This window comes from Pseudomonas sp. Z2-11, assembly GCF_054161305.1.
In genome coordinates, this window is sequence record NZ_CP096395.1 from 3464539 (window position 1) to 3487376 (window position 22838).

At 57.1% G+C, this 22838-nt stretch carries 26 protein-coding genes; 20 read left to right on the forward strand and 6 right to left on the reverse strand.

The window, feature by feature from the left end; all coding sequences use genetic code 11:
* Window positions 1–7 precede the first annotated feature (7 nt).
* Window positions 8–2119, forward strand: coding sequence for a type IV conjugative transfer system coupling protein TraD (gene traD, locus M1E16_RS15280; RefSeq protein WP_458127752.1), 2112 nt, complete (start codon window positions 8–10; stop codon window positions 2117–2119).
* Between the two features lie 82 nt (window positions 2120–2201).
* On the forward strand, window positions 2202–2933 hold the full coding sequence (locus M1E16_RS15285) for a TIGR03747 family integrating conjugative element membrane protein (RefSeq protein WP_458127753.1): 732 nt from the start codon (window positions 2202–2204) through the stop codon (window positions 2931–2933).
* A gap of 94 nt (window positions 2934–3027) precedes the next feature.
* Here the strand turns inward: M1E16_RS15285 and M1E16_RS15290 are convergent, their stop codons facing one another.
* Window positions 3028–3399 (reverse strand): histone-like nucleoid-structuring protein, MvaT/MvaU family, encoded by a 372-nt coding sequence (locus M1E16_RS15290; protein ID WP_027912517.1) that lies wholly within the window; start codon window positions 3397–3399, stop codon window positions 3028–3030.
* A gap of 305 nt (window positions 3400–3704) precedes the next feature.
* Here M1E16_RS15290 and M1E16_RS15295 point away from each other — a divergent pair, with 305 nt between their 5' ends.
* Genes M1E16_RS15295 through M1E16_RS15335 form a run of 9 tightly spaced genes read left to right on the forward strand, consistent with a single transcriptional unit; the run spans window position 3705 to window position 11163 of the window.
* Entirely contained in the window at window positions 3705–4037 is a 333-nt protein-coding gene (locus M1E16_RS15295) for an integrative conjugative element protein, RAQPRD family (RefSeq protein ID WP_458127754.1), read from the forward strand.
* Window positions 4034–4273, forward strand: a complete 240-nt coding sequence (locus M1E16_RS15300) for a TIGR03758 family integrating conjugative element protein (RefSeq protein WP_458127755.1) — start codon at window positions 4034–4036, stop codon at window positions 4271–4273. Before M1E16_RS15295 ends, M1E16_RS15300 begins: the two co-directional genes overlap by 4 nt.
* Before the next feature lie 17 nt (window positions 4274–4290).
* Entirely contained in the window at window positions 4291–4662 is a 372-nt protein-coding gene (locus M1E16_RS15305) for a TIGR03745 family integrating conjugative element membrane protein (protein ID WP_046062015.1), read from the forward strand.
* Window positions 4663–4669: 7 nt separating this feature from the next.
* Entirely contained in the window at window positions 4670–5083 is a 414-nt protein-coding gene (locus M1E16_RS15310) for a TIGR03750 family conjugal transfer protein (RefSeq protein WP_458127756.1), read from the forward strand.
* Window positions 5080–5721 carry a PFL_4703 family integrating conjugative element protein gene (locus M1E16_RS15315; protein ID WP_458127757.1) on the forward strand — a complete coding sequence of 214 codons (642 nt, stop codon included), beginning with the start codon at window positions 5080–5082 and terminating at the stop codon, window positions 5719–5721. Before M1E16_RS15310 ends, M1E16_RS15315 begins: the two co-directional genes overlap by 4 nt.
* Window positions 5718–6530 carry a TIGR03749 family integrating conjugative element protein gene (locus M1E16_RS15320; protein ID WP_458127758.1) on the forward strand — a complete coding sequence of 271 codons (813 nt, stop codon included), beginning with the start codon at window positions 5718–5720 and terminating at the stop codon, window positions 6528–6530. Before M1E16_RS15315 ends, M1E16_RS15320 begins: the two co-directional genes overlap by 4 nt.
* On the forward strand, window positions 6520–8037 hold the full coding sequence (locus M1E16_RS15325; protein WP_458127759.1) for a TIGR03752 family integrating conjugative element protein: 1518 nt from the start codon (window positions 6520–6522) through the stop codon (window positions 8035–8037). The genes M1E16_RS15320 and M1E16_RS15325 overlap by 11 nt, the downstream gene beginning before the upstream one ends.
* On the forward strand, window positions 8000–8416 hold the full coding sequence (locus tag M1E16_RS15330; protein ID WP_458127760.1) for a TIGR03751 family conjugal transfer lipoprotein: 417 nt from the start codon (window positions 8000–8002) through the stop codon (window positions 8414–8416). The genes M1E16_RS15325 and M1E16_RS15330 overlap by 38 nt, the downstream gene beginning before the upstream one ends.
* Window positions 8416–11163: a conjugative transfer ATPase gene (locus tag M1E16_RS15335; protein WP_458127761.1), complete on the forward strand. Its 2748-nt coding sequence runs from the start codon at window positions 8416–8418 to the stop codon at window positions 11161–11163. Before M1E16_RS15330 ends, M1E16_RS15335 begins: the two co-directional genes overlap by 1 nt.
* A gap of 24 nt (window positions 11164–11187) precedes the next feature.
* On the opposite strand, the gene M1E16_RS15340 is transcribed toward M1E16_RS15335, so the two are convergent.
* The 3 genes from M1E16_RS15340 to M1E16_RS15350 form a co-directional block, all read right to left on the reverse strand.
* Window positions 11188–11934 (reverse strand): zeta toxin family protein, encoded by a 747-nt coding sequence (locus M1E16_RS15340; protein WP_458127762.1) that lies wholly within the window; start codon window positions 11932–11934, stop codon window positions 11188–11190.
* A complete protein-coding gene (locus M1E16_RS15345; RefSeq protein ID WP_458127763.1) occupies window positions 11931–12179 on the reverse strand; it encodes a hypothetical protein in 249 nt (82 codons plus the stop codon). The genes M1E16_RS15340 and M1E16_RS15345 overlap by 4 nt, the downstream gene beginning before the upstream one ends.
* A 185-nt stretch (window positions 12180–12364) precedes the next feature.
* Window positions 12365–12622, reverse strand: coding sequence for a LasR-specific antiactivator QslA (locus M1E16_RS15350; protein ID WP_458127764.1), 258 nt, complete (start codon window positions 12620–12622; stop codon window positions 12365–12367).
* 159 nt (window positions 12623–12781) lie between these two features.
* Between M1E16_RS15350 and M1E16_RS15355 the strand changes: the two genes are divergently transcribed.
* The 5 genes from M1E16_RS15355 to M1E16_RS15375 all read left to right on the forward strand — a co-directional run bounded on the left by M1E16_RS15355 (window position 12782) and on the right by M1E16_RS15375 (window position 17351).
* On the forward strand, window positions 12782–13036 hold the full coding sequence (locus M1E16_RS15355; RefSeq protein ID WP_027603217.1) for a helix-turn-helix domain-containing protein: 255 nt from the start codon (window positions 12782–12784) through the stop codon (window positions 13034–13036).
* A gap of 115 nt (window positions 13037–13151) precedes the next feature.
* Window positions 13152–14108: a TIGR03756 family integrating conjugative element protein gene (locus M1E16_RS15360; RefSeq protein ID WP_458127765.1), complete on the forward strand. Its 957-nt coding sequence runs from the start codon at window positions 13152–13154 to the stop codon at window positions 14106–14108.
* Window positions 14105–15487 (forward strand): integrating conjugative element protein, encoded by a 1383-nt coding sequence (locus tag M1E16_RS15365; RefSeq protein WP_192002595.1) that lies wholly within the window; start codon window positions 14105–14107, stop codon window positions 15485–15487. The genes M1E16_RS15360 and M1E16_RS15365 overlap by 4 nt, the downstream gene beginning before the upstream one ends.
* 3 nt (window positions 15488–15490) lie before the next feature.
* Entirely contained in the window at window positions 15491–15799 is a 309-nt protein-coding gene (locus tag M1E16_RS15370) for a hypothetical protein (RefSeq protein ID WP_458127766.1), read from the forward strand.
* Between the two features lie 10 nt (window positions 15800–15809).
* A complete protein-coding gene (locus M1E16_RS15375; protein WP_458127767.1) occupies window positions 15810–17351 on the forward strand; it encodes a conjugal transfer protein TraG N-terminal domain-containing protein in 1542 nt (513 codons plus the stop codon).
* On the opposite strand, the gene M1E16_RS15380 is transcribed toward M1E16_RS15375, so the two are convergent.
* Window positions 17340–17738 (reverse strand): DUF3742 family protein, encoded by a 399-nt coding sequence (locus M1E16_RS15380; protein WP_458127768.1) that lies wholly within the window; start codon window positions 17736–17738, stop codon window positions 17340–17342. The genes M1E16_RS15375 and M1E16_RS15380 overlap by 12 nt on opposite strands.
* A 453-nt stretch (window positions 17739–18191) precedes the next feature.
* Here M1E16_RS15380 and M1E16_RS15385 point away from each other — a divergent pair, with 453 nt between their 5' ends.
* Together M1E16_RS15385 and M1E16_RS15390 are read left to right on the forward strand one after the other, a co-directional pair.
* Window positions 18192–18521, forward strand: coding sequence for a hypothetical protein (locus tag M1E16_RS15385; RefSeq protein WP_458127769.1), 330 nt, complete (start codon window positions 18192–18194; stop codon window positions 18519–18521).
* Window positions 18522–18651: 130 nt separating this feature from the next.
* Window positions 18652–19614: an ArdC family protein gene (locus tag M1E16_RS15390; RefSeq protein ID WP_458127770.1), complete on the forward strand. Its 963-nt coding sequence runs from the start codon at window positions 18652–18654 to the stop codon at window positions 19612–19614.
* A gap of 134 nt (window positions 19615–19748) precedes the next feature.
* On the opposite strand, the gene M1E16_RS15395 is transcribed toward M1E16_RS15390, so the two are convergent.
* Complete coding sequence (locus tag M1E16_RS15395; RefSeq protein ID WP_027912535.1) at window positions 19749–19943, reverse strand: DUF7740 domain-containing protein; 195 nt, start codon at window positions 19941–19943, stop codon at window positions 19749–19751.
* A 231-nt stretch (window positions 19944–20174) separates the two neighbouring features.
* On the opposite strand from M1E16_RS15395, the gene mobH reads away from it, so the two are divergent.
* The gene (gene mobH / locus M1E16_RS15400; protein WP_458130336.1) at window positions 20175–21899 is read left to right on the forward strand and encodes a MobH family relaxase; all 1725 of its coding nucleotides are present in this window, start codon (window positions 20175–20177) and stop codon (window positions 21897–21899) included.
* Between the two features lie 722 nt (window positions 21900–22621).
* The gene (locus M1E16_RS15405; RefSeq protein WP_458127771.1) at window positions 22622–22837 is read left to right on the forward strand and encodes a hypothetical protein; all 216 of its coding nucleotides are present in this window, start codon (window positions 22622–22624) and stop codon (window positions 22835–22837) included.
* Window position 22838 lies beyond the last annotated feature (1 nt).

Here is a 22838-nt window from a genome sequence, read left to right on the forward strand (position 1 = left end):
TCAGGTCATGGCCGAGCATGCGATGGAGTCCAAGCTCCGGCCAGCAGTGGAGCTGTACACCGTAGCGATCTGCATCGCCGCCGCGGTGTTGTGCGTGTACTCGCCCTGGGCTGTGGCCCTCTCACCCGAGATCGGGCTGGCTGCGGCGCTGGCCTATACCCTGTTCGGCCTTATCCGCCTGCGACAAGCCTGGGAGGTGCTGCGCTATCGGCGCAATATCCGCCGGCTGCCTCGCTATGAACTGACCAGCCGACAGATTCCAGTTAGCCGTAAACGTTTGTTTATGGGCCGTGGCTTTCGCTGGACCCGCCTGCACACCCAACGCTTGGTCGAGGCACAGGATCCAGCTGTCGCGCACTATGTCGACCAACCTCCCCGTTACCGTCTGGCCCGTGGTCTCGATCATCGCTTGGAACATGCACCGTTTCCACTCTCTACATTAGCGCGTGTCACAGCCTGGGACAGCGTCTTTAATCCGATGCGGCCTTTACCACCGGTTGGGGGCTCGCCGCTGTTACATGGGGTTGAGCCCGACGAAACAGAAGTCAGTCTTCCGCTGGGTGAACGGGTCGGACATACCCTCGTGCTGGGCACTACCCGTGTGGGCAAGACTCGACTCGCCGAGGTGTACATCACTCAGGACATTCACCGTGTCGACCATGAGGTGGTCATCGTCTTCGACCCGAAGGGCGATGCCGACCTGCTCAAACGGATGTACGTCGAAGCCAAACGCGCTGGTCGGGGAAAGGAGTTTTATGTTTTCCATCTGGGCTGGCCGGAGATCTCCGCACGCTACAACGCCGTGGGACGTTTCGGACGCATTTCGGAAGTGGCCTCACGCATCGCCGGGCAGCTCAGCGGTGAAGGCAACTCGGCGGCCTTCCGCGAGTTCGCCTGGCGTTTCGTCAACATCATCGCCCGCGCCCTGATCGAATTGGGCCGGCGTCCGGACTACCTGCAGATCCAGCGACACGTGGTCAACATCGACGCGCTGTTCGTCGAATACGCCCAGCAGTTTTTCGCCAAGACCGATCTGAGGGCGTGGGAAGTGATCGTCCAGCTTGAAGGCAAACTCACCGAAAAGAACATTCCCCGGCATATGATCGGGCGCGAAAAGCGCGTGGTGGCCATCGAACAATACCTGGCGGCGAAACGGGTGTTTGATCCGGTAATGGACGGACTGCGTTCGGCGGTACGATATGACCGTACTTACTTCGACAAAATCGTTGCCTCGCTACTGCCACTGTTGGAGAAACTCACCACCGGCAAGACCGCCCAACTACTGGCGCCCAACTACACCGATTTAGATGACCCGCGGCCAATTTTCGACTGGATGCAAATCATCCGAAAACGCGGCATCGTTTATGTCGGTCTGGATGCACTGACCGACGCCGAGGTGGCCGCCGCGGTGGGCAACTCCATGTTCGCCGACTTGGTTTCGGTTGCGGGCCACATCTACAAACATGGCATTGACCACGGCCTGCCCGCATCACGCAGCGGCAGTGACAGTGACAAGCTCCCGATTAACCTGCATGCCGATGAGTTCAACGAGTTGATGGGTGATGAGTTCATTCCGCTAATCAACAAAGGCGGTGGCGCCGGCATCCAGGTGACGGCCTACACTCAAACCCTCAGTGATATCGAAGCACGCATTGGTAACCGCGCCAAAGCCGGCCAGGTGATTGGTAACTTCAATACCTTGCAGATGCTCCGCGTACGCGAAACCGCCACCGCGGAGCTGCTCACCCAGCAGTTGCCCAAGGTCAACGTGCTAACCAGAACCCTGGTATCGGGTGCAACCGACACCTCCGATCCAGAAGCCAATACCGACTTCACGTCCTCCTCGCAGGACCGCGTCAGTAGCGCCAGCGTGCCGTTGATCGAACCGGCTCACATCGTCAGTTTGCCCAAGGGCCAAATGTTCTCCTTTCAGGCCGGTGGCCAGCTCTGGAAAGTCCGCATGCCGTTGCCAAAATCCTCCAACGACGACGCAATGCCCAAGGACCTGCAGGAGCTTACTCAACGGATGCGGGCGGTTTACAACGAGCAGGCGGGGCAATGGTGGAGCGCAAGCGGTGGTGGGCCAACAATTGACTTCGATTTAGACCAGGTGGGGTAATCCTGACTTAGGTTCAAATTCAGCAACCACACCGGAAAGCGCCATGACGGCGTTAACTCGGCGGCATGCAATGGAGTGAACGATGGCGACTTCCGCCCAGAACATGCCACCACAACCGATCCAGCGTACCGGACTGATCATCTCGACGATCAGCCTGGTATTGCGCGTCATCGGTTTGCTAATCGCCTCTTTGCTATTCTCGATCCTGATCGAGTTCGCTGGTTTGCTGCTGTTCTGGGGTGATCAAGGCTGGCGGCATAGTCAGGCCATGCTAAACAGTGAGTTAGGCTGGCTCAGCGAGCACTTCAAATGTTCACTGCTCATCCAACAGCCCGGGCCAACGATTATCCAGTGGCTGGATTTAATCAATCAGTGGCTACTGGTCAAAACTGGCTTTGCAGATTTTGCCCAGCAGGCGCGGGTATCGAGCATGGGTAACAGCTTCTGGGGGTGGATCAACCAGCTATACGTGAGCATTGAAGATTTAGTGCTGGCGGCGGTGTATGTGACCTTTACCTTCGTGGTGCGCCTGACCATTCTGGTTCTGGCCACACCCTTGTTTCTGCTGGCCTCTCTCACCGGTTTTATCGATGGTCTGATGCGTCGCGACCTGCGCAAATTTGGTGCTGGACGAGAGAGTAGCTTCGTCTATCACCGCGCTAAACGAGGAGTGATACCGCTATTGCTTGTGCCCTGGATTATCTACCTATCCCTGCCCTTTTCGCTCAATCCTATGGTTGTATTTTTGCCTTGTGCCGTAATGCTTGGCATTACAGTAGCAATCACGGCAACGACATTTAAGAAGTATCTCTGAAAATGGGTGCAGAAGTGGGACCAAGATTCGCACTGAGGATTCAGCATCCTCAGTAGCAAAAAAGGGCCCTTGCAAAGCCCTGATCAAGCCGATCTTACTGAGTACGCCACGACTCTACGACGTCCGCGCCAAACTCGACTTTCCATTCTTTCAACTGGCGATGGTTACCTCCCTTGGTTTGGATCAGCTCACCAGAGTTCGGATTTTTGTAAATTTTTACATCGCGAGCTTTACGAGCTGGCTTTACAGGGGCTGCTATCGGTGCCGAGGAACGACGGCCAGCCTCTGGGTCCAGGATGCTGATGATGTTCTTCAAGCTGAAGCCGTACTCGCCAAGCAATGCCCGCAATTTACTCTCAAACTCCATTTCTTTTTTCAAGCCGGAATCACTTTTCATCGACTCAAGCTCTGCGAGCTGTTCGGCGAGTTGTTGCTCAAGCTTACGAAATTCAGCCAAACGAGACATATGAAAACTTCCTTCAGGTGAGAGTAATGAGAAACGAACACTCCAATGCTAAGCGATGATTCGCTCTTCGTCACCCATACTGCCTTATGCATGAGCCGACCCACTCATTGCCTCATGAAAAACACATCTTTTTCGGACTGAGAGCTGTCTGAGCCCTCTTTTGCGCCGAATTGATTGCCGATGTATGTGCGTGTAAACCTATTCGGTTCTCCCCCCAAAAAAGCGATACATCCTACCTCGCGTTTAATGCTGAATAATTCGCCCCCTGACTTGATTCTGCTCCCAGCTCCATTCGGGACAGGATCATGTCGACTACCATCTTTCGCTGCTTATTACTCTCGCTAGCTATCGTTCACGGCAGTAGCTATGCCAACTCGGCTCTTGAGCAGGATCAACTCAGCCTTATCCAGCGGCAACTCGACACGCTCGAACATCTTGCAACGCGAGCGGAGGTAGCCAGCACGGCTGAACCCGACGATCGCTATCGCTTCGACTATCCCCGCCTAATTCATGACATCCAGCACATCCGCCAAGGTGTTCGGAATTACCTATCCCCGTCCCGTGCTCAGCCCCGCGAGCCCGATGAGCTGGTCGGCGATTACCGCCTCGACACTCCGATTGCGGAGCCCTCGCCATGAGCATGACTGACGCTCAGATCGCAGCATTCCAAAACGCCGCGGGCTTCGCACCGCAGAGCAGTTCGACGCTGTGGCTGTCCATGGTTCTGGTTCTGGCTTTGCTGTGGTGCGCCTGGGTGATGTGGACGGCCTACCGGGGTTGGGCGGCTGGCAGTGTGCGTTTCGGAGCCTTCGGCGGTAGCACCGTCCGCGTTTTGCTCGCCCTACTCGTTCTGATGTTCTTCATCCTGTCCTAATCCAGGAGATCGCCGCCATGCTCAAGTGCTTTGCCCCTCTGAAAAACAACCTGCGTGATCGTGCGACCCAACGCTTGATCGGACTGCTGCTGGTGCTCGGTCCAAGCCTGGCTTTCGCCGAACTCCCCACCATGGAAGCGCCTTCGCGCGGGGAAGGATCCGGGTTGATCGAGACGATCAAAAACTACGCCTACGATGGCGGCATCCTGCTCGGTCTGCTGATCGCCCTACTCGCTTTCTTGGGGGTTGCCTGGCACTCGTTGACCGTGTACGCCGACGTGCAAAATCAGCGTAAGACCTGGAAGGACTTGGGTGCAGTGGTCGGCATCGGTGCCTTGTTGGTGGTGATCATCATCTGGTTCCTGACCAAGGCTGCCGCGATTCTGTGAGGTCGCCATGAACGACACTATCGAACGCCTTGCCGACGGCACCTTGGTCTTTTTGCCGGAGCGACTCAATCGTGATCCTGCCGTACTACGCGGTTTGACCAATGATGAGATGTGGGTTGCGCTCGGTCTCGGCGCAATCGTCGGCTTGGTGCTGGGCGTTCCTCTGACGATCGCCACCGCTTCCATCGCCGTGGCGCCCACCAGCATGATCGCGACCATGGCGGTGGTGTTATTTGTCGGTGGCACGCTACTGCGTCGGGCAAAACGGGCTCGCCCCGAGACTTGGTTGTACCGCAAACTCGAATGGATACTCGCCAGCCGTTGGCGCCTGGGCCGCGGAAGTTTAATTCTATATTCCGGCGCCTGGACGGTTCGCCGTTCGCGTCGACTGCGCCCTGCCCTGTCCCGGTGGCAACCATGAGTCGCTTTCGAAACAAGGTGGATGCCCAGCAGGCCCACATTTTCAGCCTACGTCTGGCGCTAATGGCCCTTGTCCTGCTCTGTGCCGGACTCTGGTATGGCTGGCGCTCGGCACCGACCGATCTGACTGTGCATGTCCCCCCGGATCTGCGCTCGGGCAGCACGCGCAAGTGGTGGGATATCCCCTCAGAGAATGTGTATGCCTTCGCCCTGTACATCTTTGGGCAACTCAACCGCTGGCCTTCGGATGGCGAACAGGACTACCGCCGCGCTATCTACAGCTTGCAGTCCTACCTGACACCCGCCTGCAAGGCGTTCCTCGACGGCGACTATGAGTACCGCAAGGCCGCTGGCGAACTGCGTCAGCGGGTGCGTGGTGTCTACGAAATTCTGGGCCGAGGCTACAGCGAAGATCCGGAGCTCAGGGTAAAACAACTCGATCAGGACAGCTGGCTGGTCACCCTCGACCTCAACGCCGACGAGTATTACGCCGCCGAACCGGTAAAGCGGGTGGTAGTGCGTTATCCATTGCGCGTAGTGCGTTTTGATCTGGATCCCGAGCGTAATAAATGGGGGATGGCGCTGGACTGTTATCAGGGCACTCCGCAAAAAATCTCCCTGCCTGGAGGTGAGCCATGAAGCGGATGTCTACCCTCGGACTCACCGCCGCACTGATGTCATGGGGAGCAGCAGTGCAGGCCGTCGAGTTGATGCGTTGGGAACGCCTTCCCCTCGCGGTGCCACTGGTGATCGATCAGGAGCGGGTGGTCTTTGTCGATGAGGCTGTTCGAGTCGGTATGCCCTCCACCCTGATGGGCAAACTGCGTGTGCAATCAACCGGTGGCACACTGTACCTGCGCGCGTCGGAAGCCATTGCCCCGACCCGCCTGCAATTGCAGTCGGTCACAACGGGCGAGATCATCCTGCTGGATATCGCGGCCACGCCTGGTGATCAACCGCTGGAGCCCGTGCGCATTCTAAAGAATGCTCAGGTGCAGGCTACCGAGACGGAATCCAGCAGCGTTCCTATTCCAGAACATACGCCAATCCCGGTCGCGTTGACGCGCTACGCTGCACAGAGCCTGTATGCGCCGCTGCGCACCGTGGAGTCCCTGCCCGGCGTACGCCGCGTACCGCTCAAGCTGCGCACCGAATTGCCGAGCCTGCTGCCGACCGAAAACGTCTCCAGCACACCCATCGCCGCCTGGCGAGTCGGTGATTACTGGGTGACGGCGGTGAAGTTGCGCAACCGTAGTTCAGCGAAGGTGCAACTCGATCCGCGTCAACTTCAGGCCAATTTGTTCGCCGCGTCCTTCCAGCATACTTGCCTTGGGCCTCTCGGCAGCCCTGAAGACACCACGGTTGCCTACCTCGTCACGCAGGGTGCCGGCCTCGAACGCGCCGTGCTGCTTCCGCCCATTACGCGAGGTGCTGACGATGAAAGCTAACGCCTTGCTCAAATGGCTGGTACCAGCTGTGCTGCTAGGCGTGGTGTTCATCATCCTGAAAACTTCGGTTACGGGTGGTCCCTCGCCTTCGTCAGACAGTCCGCCTGCTCAGGACAACCTCCAATTATCCGCCGAGCAGGCCAAGTCGCTCGGTATTGCGGGTGATACCCCACGCGACACGGTTGCCACCCTGGTCGGCCAGGTGAAGGCCATGCGCAGCGACATGCTCGGCCTGAAAAAACATAACGATTCGCTGCAGACGGAGAACAACCGCCTTCGTGAGCGGGAAAATAGTGTCGATTCGCGCATCCAGACCGCGCTTGGCAGCGTAACCCAGCAGGTCGACGAAGGCCGCCGACAAGCCAACGAAGCCCGACTCAAAGCAGAACAAGACAGTCGTCAGGCTCGCGGTCTGCTGACGCAATTGCAGGAACAGTTGTCGGGGCTGACCGGCAAAGGCAAGGATATGCCGATCGGACTGGGGCTTGAGCCGGGCGACGGTGCTCAGTTCGAAGAGCAGCATTCTGCCAATGATGCACTGCAGTGGATTGAGCCCTCGGATGCTCTGCCCACCGACGCCCGGAGCAAAACCACGACCGCCTCCGCTCTGAGTCTTCCTACTGCCTTCAGCTCATTGAAGGGTTTGAAGGACAATGCCATCGACCGCAGCCAGAAGCAGTTACGCGAGGTCACCAAGGGTGAACGTGACCTGACACGCTCCGCTGATCGTACCAAAGGCGCGAAGCCGGTCTACACCATTCCCGAAAACGCAACATTGATGGGTTCGGTAGCCATGACCGCGCTGATCGGCCGAATCCCAGTGGACGGCACCGTGAATGATCCCTATCCCTTCAAGGTGCTGGTTGGTCCGGAGAACCTGACCGCCAACGGCGTCGATCTACCGGACGTTGCGGGCGCTGTAATGAGCGGCACGGCGTCCGGTGACTGGAGTCTGTCTTGCGTACGCGGACAAGTCGAGTCAATTACCTTTGTGTTTACCGATGGCACCATCCGCACGGTGCCTCAGCCGAAGGCAGTAGCCAGTCGCAATGCCTCCACCTCCGAGAGCTCAAACACCGACAAGATTCGTGGCGGACTCGGTTACCTGTCCGATCCGTATGGCATTCCTTGCATTGCCGGTGAGCGCCGCTCAAACGCTCAACAGTACCTCGGCAGCCAGAGCTTGATCACTGCCGCCGGCGCCGGTGTCGCCGCCTTGCTCGGGGATGAGCAGAACAACAGCAGCGTGATCGGTTCGGGCGGCAGTACGCTCGGGGTCACCAGCAGCAGTGGCAATAGCGCACTGAATTCAATTCTCAGTGGTGGGGTCAGCGACATCCGTGAGTGGATCAACAAGCTCTATGGCGAAGCCTTTGCTGCCGTGTACGTGCCACCGGCCGCCCAAGTCGCTCTTCACCTCGACCATGAGATCACCATCGACTACGAGCCCAAGGGCCGGAGCGTTCGCCATGAAAAAAACCACGTTTCGCCGCCTGACCTGGATTAGCGTGTTTTCCTTGGTCCTGACAGGGTGTTCCACCGACAAAGACACGCTGCTGCCCCATGGCGAGCAAACCATGATGGATATCTGGAACGGCGCCGGTTCGCAAGGTACTCAGCAGCAACTGCTGGATGCTCGACAGCAGTTACGCCGCCCGCTGGCTCAGGCAGATGTCTCCGCGGCTCTCCAGGAACCGTACACGCGCACAGCGGCGAACGAGATCCGTAACCTGTTCCCGCGCCTGCCCAATCCCGATCTGGTGCTGTACGTGTATCCGCATTTGAGTGGTACCGAGCAGGCACCGGTTCCTGGTTACTCGACCGTCTTTCCGTTCTACCAACGTGTGCAGTACGCATTACCCGGTGAACGTCAGGAAGACTTGTAGTGCGTACCAGCGATGCGGGCAACCGCACTTCTGCATGGAAAGCCTGGCGCCACCCATTGCGCCCGCGCGCCACCTTGGCCGATGAAGCTGCACTCTATGCGCACAACCCCAGCTTCACTGACCACTTGCCTTGGGTCGAATACCTCGATACAGAACAATGCTTTCTACTGGACGACAATCACTCGGTGGGTGCGGTGTTCGAGTTGCTGCCCGTCGGCACCGAAGGGCGCGAACCCGACTGGCTGATGGCCGCCCGCGATGCCCTCGAAGACGCCCTGCAGGATAGCTTTGACGAACTGGATCAAGCGCCCTGGGTGGCGCAGTTTTTCTGCCAGGACGACAACGACTTCGCCCCCTACCTGACGCGGCTCACCGATTATATTCAAGACAGCGCGCGAGGCACGGTCTTCACCGAGGCGTATTTAGAGCTCAGCCGCCGTCATCTGAAAGCCATCGCCAAGCCCGGTGGTCTGTTTGAGGATAAGGTGGTGACGCGCCTGCCCTGGCGCGGCAATAACCGTCGGGTGCGACTGGTGGTCTATCGCTGGCTTGAGTCTGACGCTGAGGAGATGGGACTCGCCCCGGTGCAATCCCTGCAACAGGCTTGCGAACGAATCGGTGCCTCGTTGCAGGCATGCGGGGTGCAATCGACGCGAGTCGACGGTCGAGGTCTGTATGCCTGGTTATTGCCCTGGTTCAATCCGGTACCCAGACTCACCGACGAAGACCCCGAGGAATTCTACCGCCGCGCGGCCTATCCGGAGTGTGGCGACGGTGAGTCGCTGGCACTGCCCTTCGATCACGACTTCGCCGAGCGGCTGTTTTTCAATGAGCCGCGTTCGGATGTGCAGGGCGGACTCTGGTACTTCGATGGCGAGCCCCACCGGGTGATGGTGGTGGACAGACTACGGCGGGCGCCACTGATTGGCCAACTCACTGGCGAAACCCGTAAGGGCGATGCAGTCAATGCGCTGTTCGACCAGTTACCCGAAGGCACGGTGATGAGCCTGACCCTGGTGGTCAAGCCGCAGGATGTGCTCGAGGAGCAGTTGAACCGCCTGGCCCGCAAAGCCATCGGTGAAAACCTGGCCTCGACCCAAACCCGTCAGGATGTCGAAGAGGCTCGTGCGATCATCGGTCGCCAGCACAAGCTGTACCGCGGCACCCTGGCATTTTACTTGCGAGGTCACGACGAACAGCAACTGCACCGGCACTCGGTCAGCCTGGCCAACGCGCTGTTGGGCGCGGGGCTGCAACCGGTACGCGAAGGTGATGAAGTCGCCGCCTGCAACAGCTACCTGCGTTGGTTACCGATGGCTTACAACCCGGCCCGCGACACGCGCAACTGGTACACACGCCTGATGTTCGCCCAGCACCTGGCAAACCTGGTTCCGGTGTGGGGCCGCAGCACCGGCACCGGCCACCCGGGCATCACCCTGTTCAATCGTGGTGGCTCGCCGTTGAGCTTTGATCCGTTGTCACGACTAGATCGGGCCATGAACGGCCATTTGCTGTTGTTCGGCCCGACCGGCGCCGGTAAGTCGGCCACCCTCGTCACCCTGCTGATGCAGGTCATGGCGGTGTACCGCCCTCGCCTGTTTATCGTTGAGGCCGGCAACTCATTCGGCCTGCAGGGCGACTACTTCGCAACGCAAGGACTGTCGGTCAACAAGGTCCAATTGAAACCTGGTACCGCGATCAGCCTCGCCCCGTTCGCAGATGCCTGGCGCCTGGTCGAGCAGCCAGATCAGGTGGCGAGTCTGTCGATCGATGAGCTGGACGATGAGGCGGTAGCCAGTCGCGAAGACCAGCGCGATGTTCTCGGCGAACTGGAAATTACCGCCCGCTTGATGATCACCGGCGGCGAGGCCAAGGAAGAGGCGCGCCTGAGTCGAGCCGATCGCAGCTTGATCCGCGAGTGCATCCTGGATGCGGCACAGACCTGTGTCGCAGCGGAGCGCCAGGTACTGAGCCGCGACGTGCGCGACGCGTTGCTGCGCGTCGCCGCCGACACGCACTTGCCGGAGAAGCGTCGTGAGCGCGCCCAGGAAATGGGCGAGTCCATGGACCTGTTTTGCCAGGGTTTCGAGGGTGAACTGTTCGATCGCGAAGGCACACCTTGGCCCGAGAGCGATGTGACCATTGTCGATCTGGCCACGTACGCTCGCGAAGGCTACGAGGCGCAGATGTCCATCAGCTACATCAGCCTGATGAACACCGTGAACAATCTTGCCGAGCGCGACCAGTACCTGGGCCGACCGATCATCATGGTCACCGACGAGGGCCATATCATCACCAAGAACCCGCTGTTGGCGCCATTCGTGGTCAAGGGGACAAAGATGTGGCGCAAGCTCGGCGCGTGGTTCTGGCTGGCGACGCAAAACCTTGCCGATTTCCCCTCTGCCGCGCAGACCATGCTCAACATGATTGAGTGGTGGATTTGCTTGAATATGCCGCCCGCGGAGATTGAGGAGATCGCAAGATTCAAAAAACTCACGCCGGCGCAGAAAGCCTTGCTGCTCTCCGCCAGTAAGGAGCCTGGGAAATACACTGAAGGAGTGGTGCTGTCGAAGAAGCTCGAAACGCTGTTTAGGGCCGTGCCGCCCAGCCTTTATCTCGCCCTGGCCATGACGGAGCCCGAGGAAAAAGCCGAACGCTGGACACTGATGCAGAGCACCGGCTGCTCGGAACTGGAGGCGGCTTACCGGGTAGCTGAGCGGATCGATAGGATGCGAGGAATTAAGTGAAACAGAGCTGATCCTAGTTTTCGATCAACCCGGCAGCAAATCCTTGAACACCTTCTCCACGTAGGCTTGCATGAACCAGTCAGGGATCTCATCAGCCCTGAATTCAAGGTCAGTCCCGTCTGTTACTTCAGCGAGCAGCACCAGATCAGCGCCGGAGTTATCAAAGATATAAGCCCGGTTCGAGGCTGCGATGGCTGTTGGCAATAGGTTCAGGCAACGACCGTAGCGCTGCACAATTTTTTCCGTGGGGACTGGGTGCCCACCTGCCGCGACACGGTTCTTAACCCTATTGATATTGATGTCAGGATCTTCAGTGGCGACAAAGTAGAGGTAGGTTCGATATCCCGACGCTTTTGCCTTAAGCATAAAAGCGACTTTGTCCTCGCTAGACATCACCGTTTCGAAGGTGAAAGACAACTGGGCTTCAAGGAGCTTGTGCCGCATGAAATCAGAGAGCACGGAAGCAAAATAGGAATTCATCGCGACGGACTGGAAATTCAGGCCGTTATTGCTGAAGTCTATATTGGATGCCTCTTCAACGAGCTGGGTCGACCGAATCAGTCGGTGCGCCTTGATAAAGCCGAGAACCTCGTCGCCTTCGACTTCCAGTTGAAAATCGCTGAATTCCAGGCGTCCGCCCTCTTTGGCAGCCTTTTCGATTTCATCCGGGTTGATGTAGATCCCGATCAGGTGGGAAGGGACGGCACTTTTCATTGTGCTTTTACCGGAACCATTAGGGCCGGCAAACACCCTCAGCCGAGGGACGGTCATGAGCAGCGGTGCACCTTGATAATCCCGCCCAAGGTCACTTTATGCTTGGGCTTGGCCACTCGAATAACCTTGTGCTTACCGTCAGCAGTCGTCTCAACGAGCATGCCGTCCATGACTTCCATCACGCTGCGTCCGGCCGCCAGCGCATTGATATAGGCCGTATTGATCGCCCCTTCAGCCATGGCTGGGATTTTACCCTCCAGCCGGCTCACCAGATCATCACTCAACACTTGGTCGCCTTTCATATCGCGCTCCACGTTCTCAGAGCGTGCAGAATCTGCACTTATCAGAATCCTAGCCACGTAAATCTGTTTGTCACAGACCAACGCCACGTCTGTCAGGTCTCCATTCTAGAGGAATGGGGCCTGGAACCATACCTTCCAGTAAATTTTCCCGTGTAAGCCATATCGTCAGGGTTGGAGCCGCACGGCTACGGTGAAACGCGTTGAAGCCGTTGCTGAATTCTCAATAAAAATCCTGCTTCGAAAGCATCCTGAGATTCTCCTGCCTGACAAGTCTTACGTGCCTGCGCCAGTTCCCACCACAGCGGTACGTCACCAGGTGTATTAAGCCAGGCCTGGGCGCATTGCACGCCACGTTCGATCATAGGCGCAAATTCGCTGCCCCACGGTGTCAGAAGGCTCGGGCAGCCGTCCGCCGCCGGAATTGAAACGTAATTTTCGTCCATAGACACCTTAGCTTTCGATTATTTATTAATGCTCGGTCTGTTCTAAGCAGCATAGAAACAAAATTGACACTCGGCACAAGCATCAAAAAAGCTCGAACCAGAACCAAATGTAGACTATATCCCGTGGATTGAGAGTCCCTCAAGGCGCAGTTTGCGCGCATGACTCAAGACTTCGAACAACTCCGCCTGCAACTGGCGGAAAACATCCGCTCGATGCGACGCGTGAAGAACCTTACCCAGGAGCAATTGGCGCTCATGGCCGAGGTGGATCGTACCTACGTGAGTCAAATCGAACGAGGGGTAGGCAACCCGTCGTTATTGGTCCTCTGCAAACTCGCCAACATTTTCGAGATCAAAACGGATCAGTTGCTCATCGAGTCTGACGCGCTTGCTCGTACGCTGAGCGCTGAATGACCATCTGCTGATCTAGAAGGTCGCTGTAAACCGACAATCCTGCGTTCGGCTTTCTCAGTGACACCCTTCTTTCTATCATTGAACCTGTCCAGGCCATACACCCAGAGCCTGGATCATGCCTGCTGCCTGCCCGCACATTTTGCCCCAGAAATTACATCCGTTGGTGCTGAGCATTCTGCTGGCATCCGGGCCAAGCGTAGCGTTGGATACCGGCAGCATTACCGCCTCCGTACTTTCTCCAGACTGCCTCGAGTACAAAGTCGTCGGCATCTGCTTCTGGTTACTCTGTACCCCCTTCGGCTGCACGGTTAAAACCTCGACCAAGGTTCGTCATTTCATTCCTGAACTGGTGGTCTCGAGCTATGCCACCACCGGTGCCAATCCTTGGACCGAGATGGCCGCACTCACCTCTCCCATCAGCGGTGCGGAAGGTGGTGGTAACCTGATCACGCCGAACACGCAACGCGACAACCTGCCTCGTTTCAAAAACGTTGATGGCATCGGCCATCCCGGTGGCTGGGCCGCCACGCAACTTGCCTCGCAATCCGGCTACGCCTGCGCCAGCGGCGCCACTGCGTTCATGCCCTATTACCTGAGCACTTTGGACTCACTGGCCTGGCGTCATGGCATCCCGGAAAGCCTCTACCCCGAGTCGCTTGTGCCTGGGATCCGTGAAATCGGTCGTCAGCTCGCGGGAAACATGTGGGGCAACGTCTATCCCCGGCAAGGATTTTTGGTGCAACCCGACGATTTCAAAGCCGCTGCGGTGATGGCGCAGCGGGCGGGTGATGTCATTACCCGCAACTGGCAACCGCACGTGTATGTCCCGCTCACACCCGTACCACGCGAGGCTTATTGGCCGCCTGGCCCAATCGTTGAAAACGACGCTTCGACCCATAAATGGCAATTGCTCTCCCCCCTGGTTCAACCCACATGTGCCATCTTCCCCAGCGATCCGGTGCAGAGCGCGGATGGCGGCTACGCCTGGTCGCTGTGGCGTCCTTATAGCTGCTGCAAGCGTGAGGGACAGACCTTCTTGTTCAGCATCGACTTCGAAGGTGGTGCTTCATGAGTAGGCATATTGCAAAACCCTGGTTGGGCCCGATGGGTTTGTTGCTCTGCGGACTGCTCGCCGTGGCCACGCATGCCGACGCCGCCGAGGACGATTACCGTCTAGGCACTCAAGGTGAAGTGCTCGACGACAGGGTGATGTACACCATAGGTGGTGGCTCGGCAGCGGGCTCGCCGAGCTCGCTCTATCGCCCCAACGGGCTCGGTGTCGGCGGATCCTGGCAGGCGAACATGATGTGCGGAAACATGAGCCTCACCAACACCTTGCAAAACCAGTTGAACGGCGTCACCGAAGGGTTCCAGCAGATCATGGGCAGCATTGTGCATAACGCGACCCAAGCGGTGATGTCGCTGCCGGCGTTGATCATCCAGCGCGCCAATCCCGGTCTCTATGAGTTGCTCAGTAACGGCGTGATGCAGGGGCGTATTGACTTCGACCGCTCCAAACTGACCTGCCAGGCCATGGCCGAGAAGATGGCTGACAAGGTCGGCCAAGCCGGCTGGGGCGCATTGGCCAAGAACCAGGAGATGCAGGGCAACCTCGAAAAAACCGGCGGTGATGCGGTGGCCGCGGTGAAAAACACCGAGGCCCGTAACGGCAATAATGGGGTGTCATGGGTCGGCGGGCAGAAGGCTGGAGGTAGCGGACAAACACTCATCCGGGCAACCTCCGATGTGGTGCGCGCGGGCTACAACCTGCTGCATAACCGGTCCGTGGATGACAGCGCCTCGATCAGTAGCAGTGATTGCCTGGGCGGCGCTATTTGCCAGGCATGGACCTCACCCCAAGAGGAATCCGAATGGGCTGTTCGAGTGTTGGGCGAGATCGAAGTCGCAACCTGCGACACCTGCGAGACTCTGCGGGCTACCGCTGGCAGCGGACTGACGCCGCTGATCCAGGAGGCCTACGGTGAACATCTCAAGACCCTGCAAGGATTGCTGTCCGGTTCTCTGCCGCCTACCCCTGACAATCTGAGCAAAGCCTCCAGCCCGATGCTGCCAGTGACCCGTGGTGTGATCGAAGCCCTGCGCGACGATCCTGATCAGGAACTCCTGGCGCGGCGCCTGGCCAGTGAGACGGCCCTGTCCAGCGTGCTCGACAAAGCGCTCCTGCTATTGCGCACGCTGCTGGCAGGCAGCCACGAACCTAACATCGCTTCCGCCGAACCGGCCCAAATGGCCTTGACGAAAAACATCGACACTCTGGAGCGTGAAATACGCCTGCTGCAGACTGAGCTGCAGGTCCGGCAAATGTTGGCTACCAATACCGCCAGCCTGGTACTCGATCGACATGCCGGAGGTGCCGATGCTTCGCGTACCGTCGAACAAGGCGACCCCGAGCCTGGCCGACTCAATGATGCTGACGCCAGGAACAAGTGAGCCATGAAACGCTCACCGCTATTCACTTTGCATTCAAGTCTAGGGATCGCCGCAGGGATGATTCTGACCGCCGCACTGATCGCCTGGATCGGCTGCACTGCGCTGGGTAGTTTCGGGGGCTGGCAGCAAGCCTTGGAATCGATACGGCCTTATTTGCGGTGGTGGCGTGTCCTGCTTTACAGCGTTCTCTTTGCACTCTGGTGGGACCTGCTGAGGCGCCACCGACATCGACCACAGGACCGACTGCGCGTGAAACGCGCCGGGACATTAGGGTTCTTGATCTTTACCTGCGTCGAGCTCACTCGATTGTGAGGTCACCACCATGCTCATGAGCACTAACAGCTACCTGGAGTTTTACCTTTCCCTGCTGGCATGGATCATCAACAACGGTATCTGGAACGTCCTGTCCGATACTGGCCTGTTCGCCGCCCCCTTTGGTGCAATCATCTTGCAAGAATGGTTGTCGGCCCGTCAGCAAGGCGCGGATGAAGGCAACAAAGGATTGCTCTCGGTACCTCGAATCGAGAACCGGCTTTGGCTGGCCTACATTGTCGTATTGTTCGGCTGCGCGCCGGTCTTTCCGCTAAACCTCGCTTCAATGGCGTTCGACGATGCAGCGAGCCAACGCTGCGGTGTCAGCATGGCCAAGCCAGCGGAAACCGTCTGGGGTACCACTTTCAACACCATCGGAGAACGCTCTGCCAACGTGCCAATCTGGTGGTTTCTGGTGCACGCCTTGAGCAAAGGAGTGACCGCTGCGGCCACCGCCTCCATCCCATGCGCACCGGATATCCGGCAGATGCGCATGGAGATCGACAGCTCGCGCATTGACAGTCAGGTACTGCTGCAGGAGGTCGCTGATTTCACCCGCGACTGCTACGGCTATTCGCGTTCTCGGCTGTTCACCAACCGCCCGCAGTTGGACAAGGCACAAAGTCACGACGCGTCCTGGATCGGCTCAAGCTATTTTCTCGACACGCCCGGCTACTACGACACCGATCGCTCGCGTACACCGCGAGCCAGTTGGCCGTATGACGACAGCCGCGATGTTTCCTTGCCGCGGCTGGAGAATGGCGCAGGCTACCCCACTTGCAAACAGTGGTGGAATGACAGCAGTGTCGGGTTGCGAGAGCGCTTGATCGAGCAAGTCGATCCTTCGCTGCTGACTCAGCTGAAAGGCTGGTTGACTGGCCGCTCAAGCAACGAAATCGAGGATGCCACCCTGCGCGAACTGGTCAGCCCGCGCCAACAATCGATGTCCATGTCGCCCGGACAGGTGTACCAGGACTATGGCTCCAGTGCTCGCGGTGGGTCGATCAATCAGGGGCTCAACAACCTGGCCACCAACACTGGGCTGGCCCTTGGCTCGTTCAGCAACTTCCCAGCAATGAATGCACTACGTGCCGCACTGCCCATGGTGCAGGCTTTCTTGATCATGGGCGTTATCATCAGCTTGCCGCTGATCCTGCTGGTCAGTACTTACCAGCTAAAGACCGTCATGACGGTGACGTTCGCGCTGTTCACGCTGCACATGCTGACCTTCTGGTGGGAGTTGGCCCGTTGGGTCGACTCCAGCATGCTCGATACCTTGTATAACCAAGTGTCGGCGTCTAATCAGGTGCTGCTGTCGCTGCCCACATCCGGTTTTATGGACGGGACCGTCACGGCACAGGTGATTGAGTATGTGATGGGGGCGATGTTCATCGTACTGCCGATGCTGTTCCTCGGAGCCATGAGCTGGACGGGATATGCAGTAGGAAATGGGATTCAAGGCATGTTGGCCAATGGCAGCAAAGCCGCAAGTGATTCAGCAAGCAAAGGTACGGATCAAATAATGGGGGCTGCTAAGCGTTCAGTTAGATGACTTGCTGTCGCCGATATAGTGCCCGTTGTCGTCGAAGTCACCGATGTAGAGGTCAGCACCGAGATAGTCTGGCCCTGTTTCCGCCTCTTTAAGATCCGCATCAACAGCAGCCTTGGAAAAAAGGAGACCAATCACAGCAATCATCGTTACTACAGAAGCGACCAACCAGAAACCGATAAAGAGCAACCCAAGGATGAGTGCCAGCTTCGTAACCAGAAAGCTCCCACGAACCAATAGCCCACCCGCAGGTATACCTGTCGCCACCGCACGTTTAGCTACGCGGGACTCAAACCCTCTTAACTTGCGATAACCACGTTTTGCGAACATACCGCATGCATATGCCCAGCGGTGTGCGCGGGAGATTTGAAGTGGCTGCTGAACCGGCATGATTGCGCCCTCTTCTGAGCGTGTTCCTGTGCAAATCGAGCTTACAGCCTACTACTGAAAATCGCCCATGCTTAACCGTTTATCAGCTTGCTCGGTCGAAAAAAACTTCACTGGAAGACAGAAGACGCAGCTCGTGCACCAGCGGCTCTATGGCCGTTGACCCATGCATATCATCCAGCTACATAGAGGATACGGATCGCTGTTATCGACAGCACCAGCCCAGGTAGCCAGAACCTTCAAGGCTACGTCACTCCGGTGAGGGTTCTCCCCAAGTGCGATTAGCGTTCGGTGGCTCGCACGGTCACGTTTCACGGGTGATGAACGCCTACTGCTCTCCCGAGCGTCTTTCGAGCTCGGCTCGTCCCAAACCCTCTTGCTTTTCTTCAACCCACCGCGGGGAAATTCCTTTCCCCCAGGGGACAGGTTTCTTCGCGCTATCAACGGAGGCACACCATGTCCGACTCACTCACAAGCGAAGCGCTGAACACTCTGCGCTTGCCCGTTGTGTTCACTCCAGAGGCGTGGCAACACGCAGTATTGATCGATGGTTCAAATCATCCTGAAAAACTGCAGCTCGATAGGCTGAGCAACGTGGTATGCGCAGCCTTCAAAGCGCACCTGGCCGATCCAAACGCACCCTACGTGGTGTTCGAGATAGCCAAGTTCGGCTCAGCGAGTGATGCAGAACATAAACCATTGCTGCGACTGAGCCTCAGTCTGCTTCAGGTATCAGACCAACCTAACGCCCTACTGATAGCGCTTGCGAAAGAGCAGCAACGCTGACCGCAAATGGCCATACCCGGCCACTGATCCAACTCAGGCTATACGCAGTCCTGCACCAATCCAACCAATACCCACCGGGGAACCCTCCCCGACGGGCAAGGCGTTCCTCCGGTTTTTCGAGGGAAATGCCATGCGCAATATCTACCAAGACGTGACAAACAAGATCGTTACCGCGTTAGACCAAGGCGTAGCGCCCTGGATCAAGCCCTGGTCCTCAAGTGGCTCAGCCGACGTCGGTCATCACCAACCCTATCCCATCAACGCCATCACCCAGCGTCCCTATTCGGGCATCAATTTACCGCTGCTCTGGACCGAGGCTAGGTTGCAGGGGTTCACTCAAGATCGTTGGCTCACCTTCAACCAAGCCAAAAAAGCCGGCGGACACATCCGTAAGGGTGAACACAGCACCCTGGCCGTGCTCTACAAACCGATGGAGCGCGAGGAACAGACCGAATCAGGCCAACCCGTACTTGATGAGAACGGTCAGCCCAAGGTCGCTCACTTTGGCATTCTCAGGACGCATTTTCTGTTCAACATCGAGCAAACGGAGGGGCTCGAAACACTCAACGAAACGGTGCTCGAGATGGAGTCGAACGATCCCTTCTTCCCCAACAGTGCTGCCGAAAGCCTGTTGCTGAGTTCGGGCGCGAATATCATTCATCGATTTGCCGACGAAGCCTTTTACCACCCGATCAGGGATCTCATCCAACTGCCAACAAAAGCGCAATTCCGCGATCAAGGTGGATACTACGCCACGGCGCTTCACGAGCTGACGCACTGGACCGGACACCACTCTCGATTGCAGCGCGAAGGCGTGACCTCTCCGTGTCCCTTTGGCTCGCCAGCCTATGCATTTGAAGAGTTGATCGCCGAAATAGGCGCCGCTTTTTTATGTGCCTACGCCGGTATACGGGGAGAGCTTCGGCACGAGGGCTATATCGACTCCTGGCTCGGCCTGCTCAAGGCTGACAACAGCGCGATTTTCCGCGCCAGTGGCCAGGCCCGATGCGCTTCGGAGTATGTGCTCAACCTGGAGCAGCAACGGAAGCAGACGGTAATGGATGAATCACGATGCATGAATGATGGAGCTTGATCGTCACCTCACCGCTGCAAACGCTTCATAGGGTCCAACACGAGTTGGACCCTTTTTCTATGCCCAGAAAAATCTCCGCACTGCGGAGCTCTGACGCAAAGAACATGAGGTAATCCCGTAACTGCAGTACGCCGCTACGTATCCAGATTCTCCGCCAGGTAATCCACCAGCTCGAGTGGACTTCGGCTGTCGATTACCTTGTAGATCAGATCACGTTTGCTACGTGGTAGCTTCTTGACCACGCTCTTCGCCGAAGCCCTGACGGCTTCGTCTGTTCCATGGATACGTGCCGCGAGCAGCAGTATGAGCGTGGCGTCAGTGAGGTTCATGGCAAGCCCCGATAAAATTCGCACCGCAGTGTACCGACACTTTCCTTTTTCGTACCAGCATGCGCTTCCAACAAAACGGCGCCAGGACAAATCGATATTCCGATTGCCGCACAAAGGGAAACGCGTCAAAAGGACCGGTAAGGGTTGGAAGGGAATGGGGAGTCAAGGGTAAGAGCCCTATCCGAAAAGGCTAAAAGGCCACTGACTCTGCCAGTTCCCGGGAGGACCATGATGCTCAGTCTGTTTCGGCACAAAAGGCAAAAGCCTCCTCCGCCACCAACCGTAAACGTTGCCGATGGGTACCTGCCCGTCGAGTCGTCCCAAAGCTTGTTAGCCGCGGGGCATCGCCGCCAGTTGCTTGATCGCATTTGGCAGTACACCGCCCTCTCCCATCCGCAATTCAGCCAGCTCTATTTAAATCCGATCCATCGCTACGCCGAACTGGTCCAACAACTCCCGGCCAGCGAGACGCACCATCATGCTTATCTCGGCGGCATGCTCGACCATGGCCTCGAGCTGGTTGCTTGTAGTTTGAAACTGCGTCAGTCGTATCTGCTTCCCACCGGTGCCGCGCCCGAAGAACAAGCCGCCCAGACAGATGCCTGGTCCGCCGGCATCGCTTATGGAGCCCTGCTGCATGACATCGGCAAAATCGCCGTGGACCTGCTGGTCGAACGCCAGGATGGCCATGTCTGGCATCCTTGGCAGGGATCCCTGGATCAGCCCTACCGTTTTCGCTACCTCAAGGGTCGCGATTACCACCTGCATGGCGCGGCCGCAGGCTTGCTCTACACCCAGATTCTCGACTGCTCAATCCTCGATTGGCTCAGTGGATTTCCATCGCTCTGGGCCAACCTCCTGTACGTCCTAGCGGGCCAGTATGAACGTGCCGGCGTGATCGGTGAGTTGGTGATGCAGGCCGACCGTGTTTCCACCGCACAGAACATCGGTGGTAACCCGACCAAGGCACTGCAAGCGCCGACTCATTCGCTGCAACACCATTTGATCAGCGGGCTGCGTCATCTGGTTCAACACGAACTGAAACTCAACCAACCAGGTGCCTCGGGATGGCTGACCCAGGATTCACTGTGGCTGGTCAGCAAGACGGTCACGGACAAGCTACGAGCCTATCTGTTGTCGCAATCGATTGAGGGCATTCCCTCGTCCAACCTCGCGGTGTTCGATGAGCTGCAGTCACATGGATTGGTTGAGTCCACGCCGGAAGGCAAAGCCATCTGGACCGCGCTTGTGGCACAAGGAAACTGGCAGCAGAGTTTCACCTTTCTGCGCCTTCAACCGGCACTGATTTGGGGGAACGAAGACCGGCCCGAGGCTTTCAGCGGAACGGTGAGTATTGCAGTCCATGACCATTTAACTGACACCCCGTTACCAACACCAACGCCCGAGACAGCTAGTACAAGGTCATGTCAAAACCAACCGCAGCCGGATTTCATGGCGCTAGAGGATGCCGATCACGTCGGCACGCTACTGGACATGTTCAAGTTGGAGGAGCCTGAGGCCAGTGACGCACTGTCAGAAAGTGCTGTCGAAACTTCAACGCTTCAATCGGATAGCCCAGGCCAGGCATTCCTGAATTGGGTCAAGGAAGGCATTCTGAGCCACAAGCTGATCATCAATGACAGCAAGGCCAAAATCCATACAGTGGATGGCAGCGTATTTTTGGTCACGCCGGGCCTTTTTCAACGCTATGCGCAGGAGTTCCCTGGTATCTCACAGGGTACCGATCAAGGGATTGAAGAATGGCGTTGGGTGCAGAAGCAGTTCGAGAAACTGAAAGTCCACAGCAAGCGTGAAAATGGCTTGAACATCTGGACGTGCCAAATCGAAGGTCCTCGGAAGAGAGCGACACTCAAAGGCTATTTACTTGAAGAATCAAAACTGCTGTTCGAATCGATACCATCCGATAATCCCTTTCTTAAAATCGAAAAAACTTGAATTTTGGTAGCGGACCATTTGGTTGGGATCGAAACGCAGTTGCTTCCCACTCAGCTACCCATCCCTGGGGAAGCATCGTCACCAATGATGGATCGGACTGACACTTCTTTTACCTCCCGCAAATAAAGGGACGAACACCTCGCCGCCAGCCCGTGTACCAGTTGCGTACCAGTTCTGGTTTCCTCCCTCCTCCTCCCATCCCTTCTGCCGACTGCGTTAGCAACTTTTAAGCAGCGGTTCTCGGCTCCAATCCTGGCACTGTCTATCGTCGGCAAAGGCGAGCCTTTGTGAGAGTTAAACCGCGTGCATGAAAGGCCAGCAAACCTCCCCGTCTTCGCTTCGCCCCGTTTTCAGGTTGACCCCTGGGAAAAAGGTAATATTGGCAATTTCATTTTTTACCGGCGATAAAACTCAATAGAATCAATAGGTTATACGAATTATTCAAAGTTAATAAAAGGGTAATAGAGGAGTTAGAAAAATTACCCTTAGTCGTAGTAATTTCAGCCACCTATAAAACTTAACAAAATCAGCTACTTGGAGAACTATTACCATAGCCTTACCAAATATTACCTTCAAAGGTAATACATCAAAGCCACGGTCTATAAGGGCTGCGGCCAATTTTTAACACCGGCTTACCAAAATTACCTTTTTCCCAGCCTCGAACTGAAAATCAGCCCCCCACGCCCTGCTATGCTTCCAGTTTCCTGCCCGGAGTCGAATGCATGGACAACGAATATTCCCTCCCAACAGTTCTCGAGAAAATCTACGAAAATCAGATCGCGATTGAAGCTGCGCTAATGGAACTGGTGCTGTTGGTAGAGCGCCAGGGGAGCGAAGCGATCGGCGAAAACGCCCGCGTTGCTTTAGAGCGCATCGGGGAGAACGCAGGCTTCATCAAACAGGGGATAGCTCGCTTGCATGGCTTGGGAAAAGATTAGG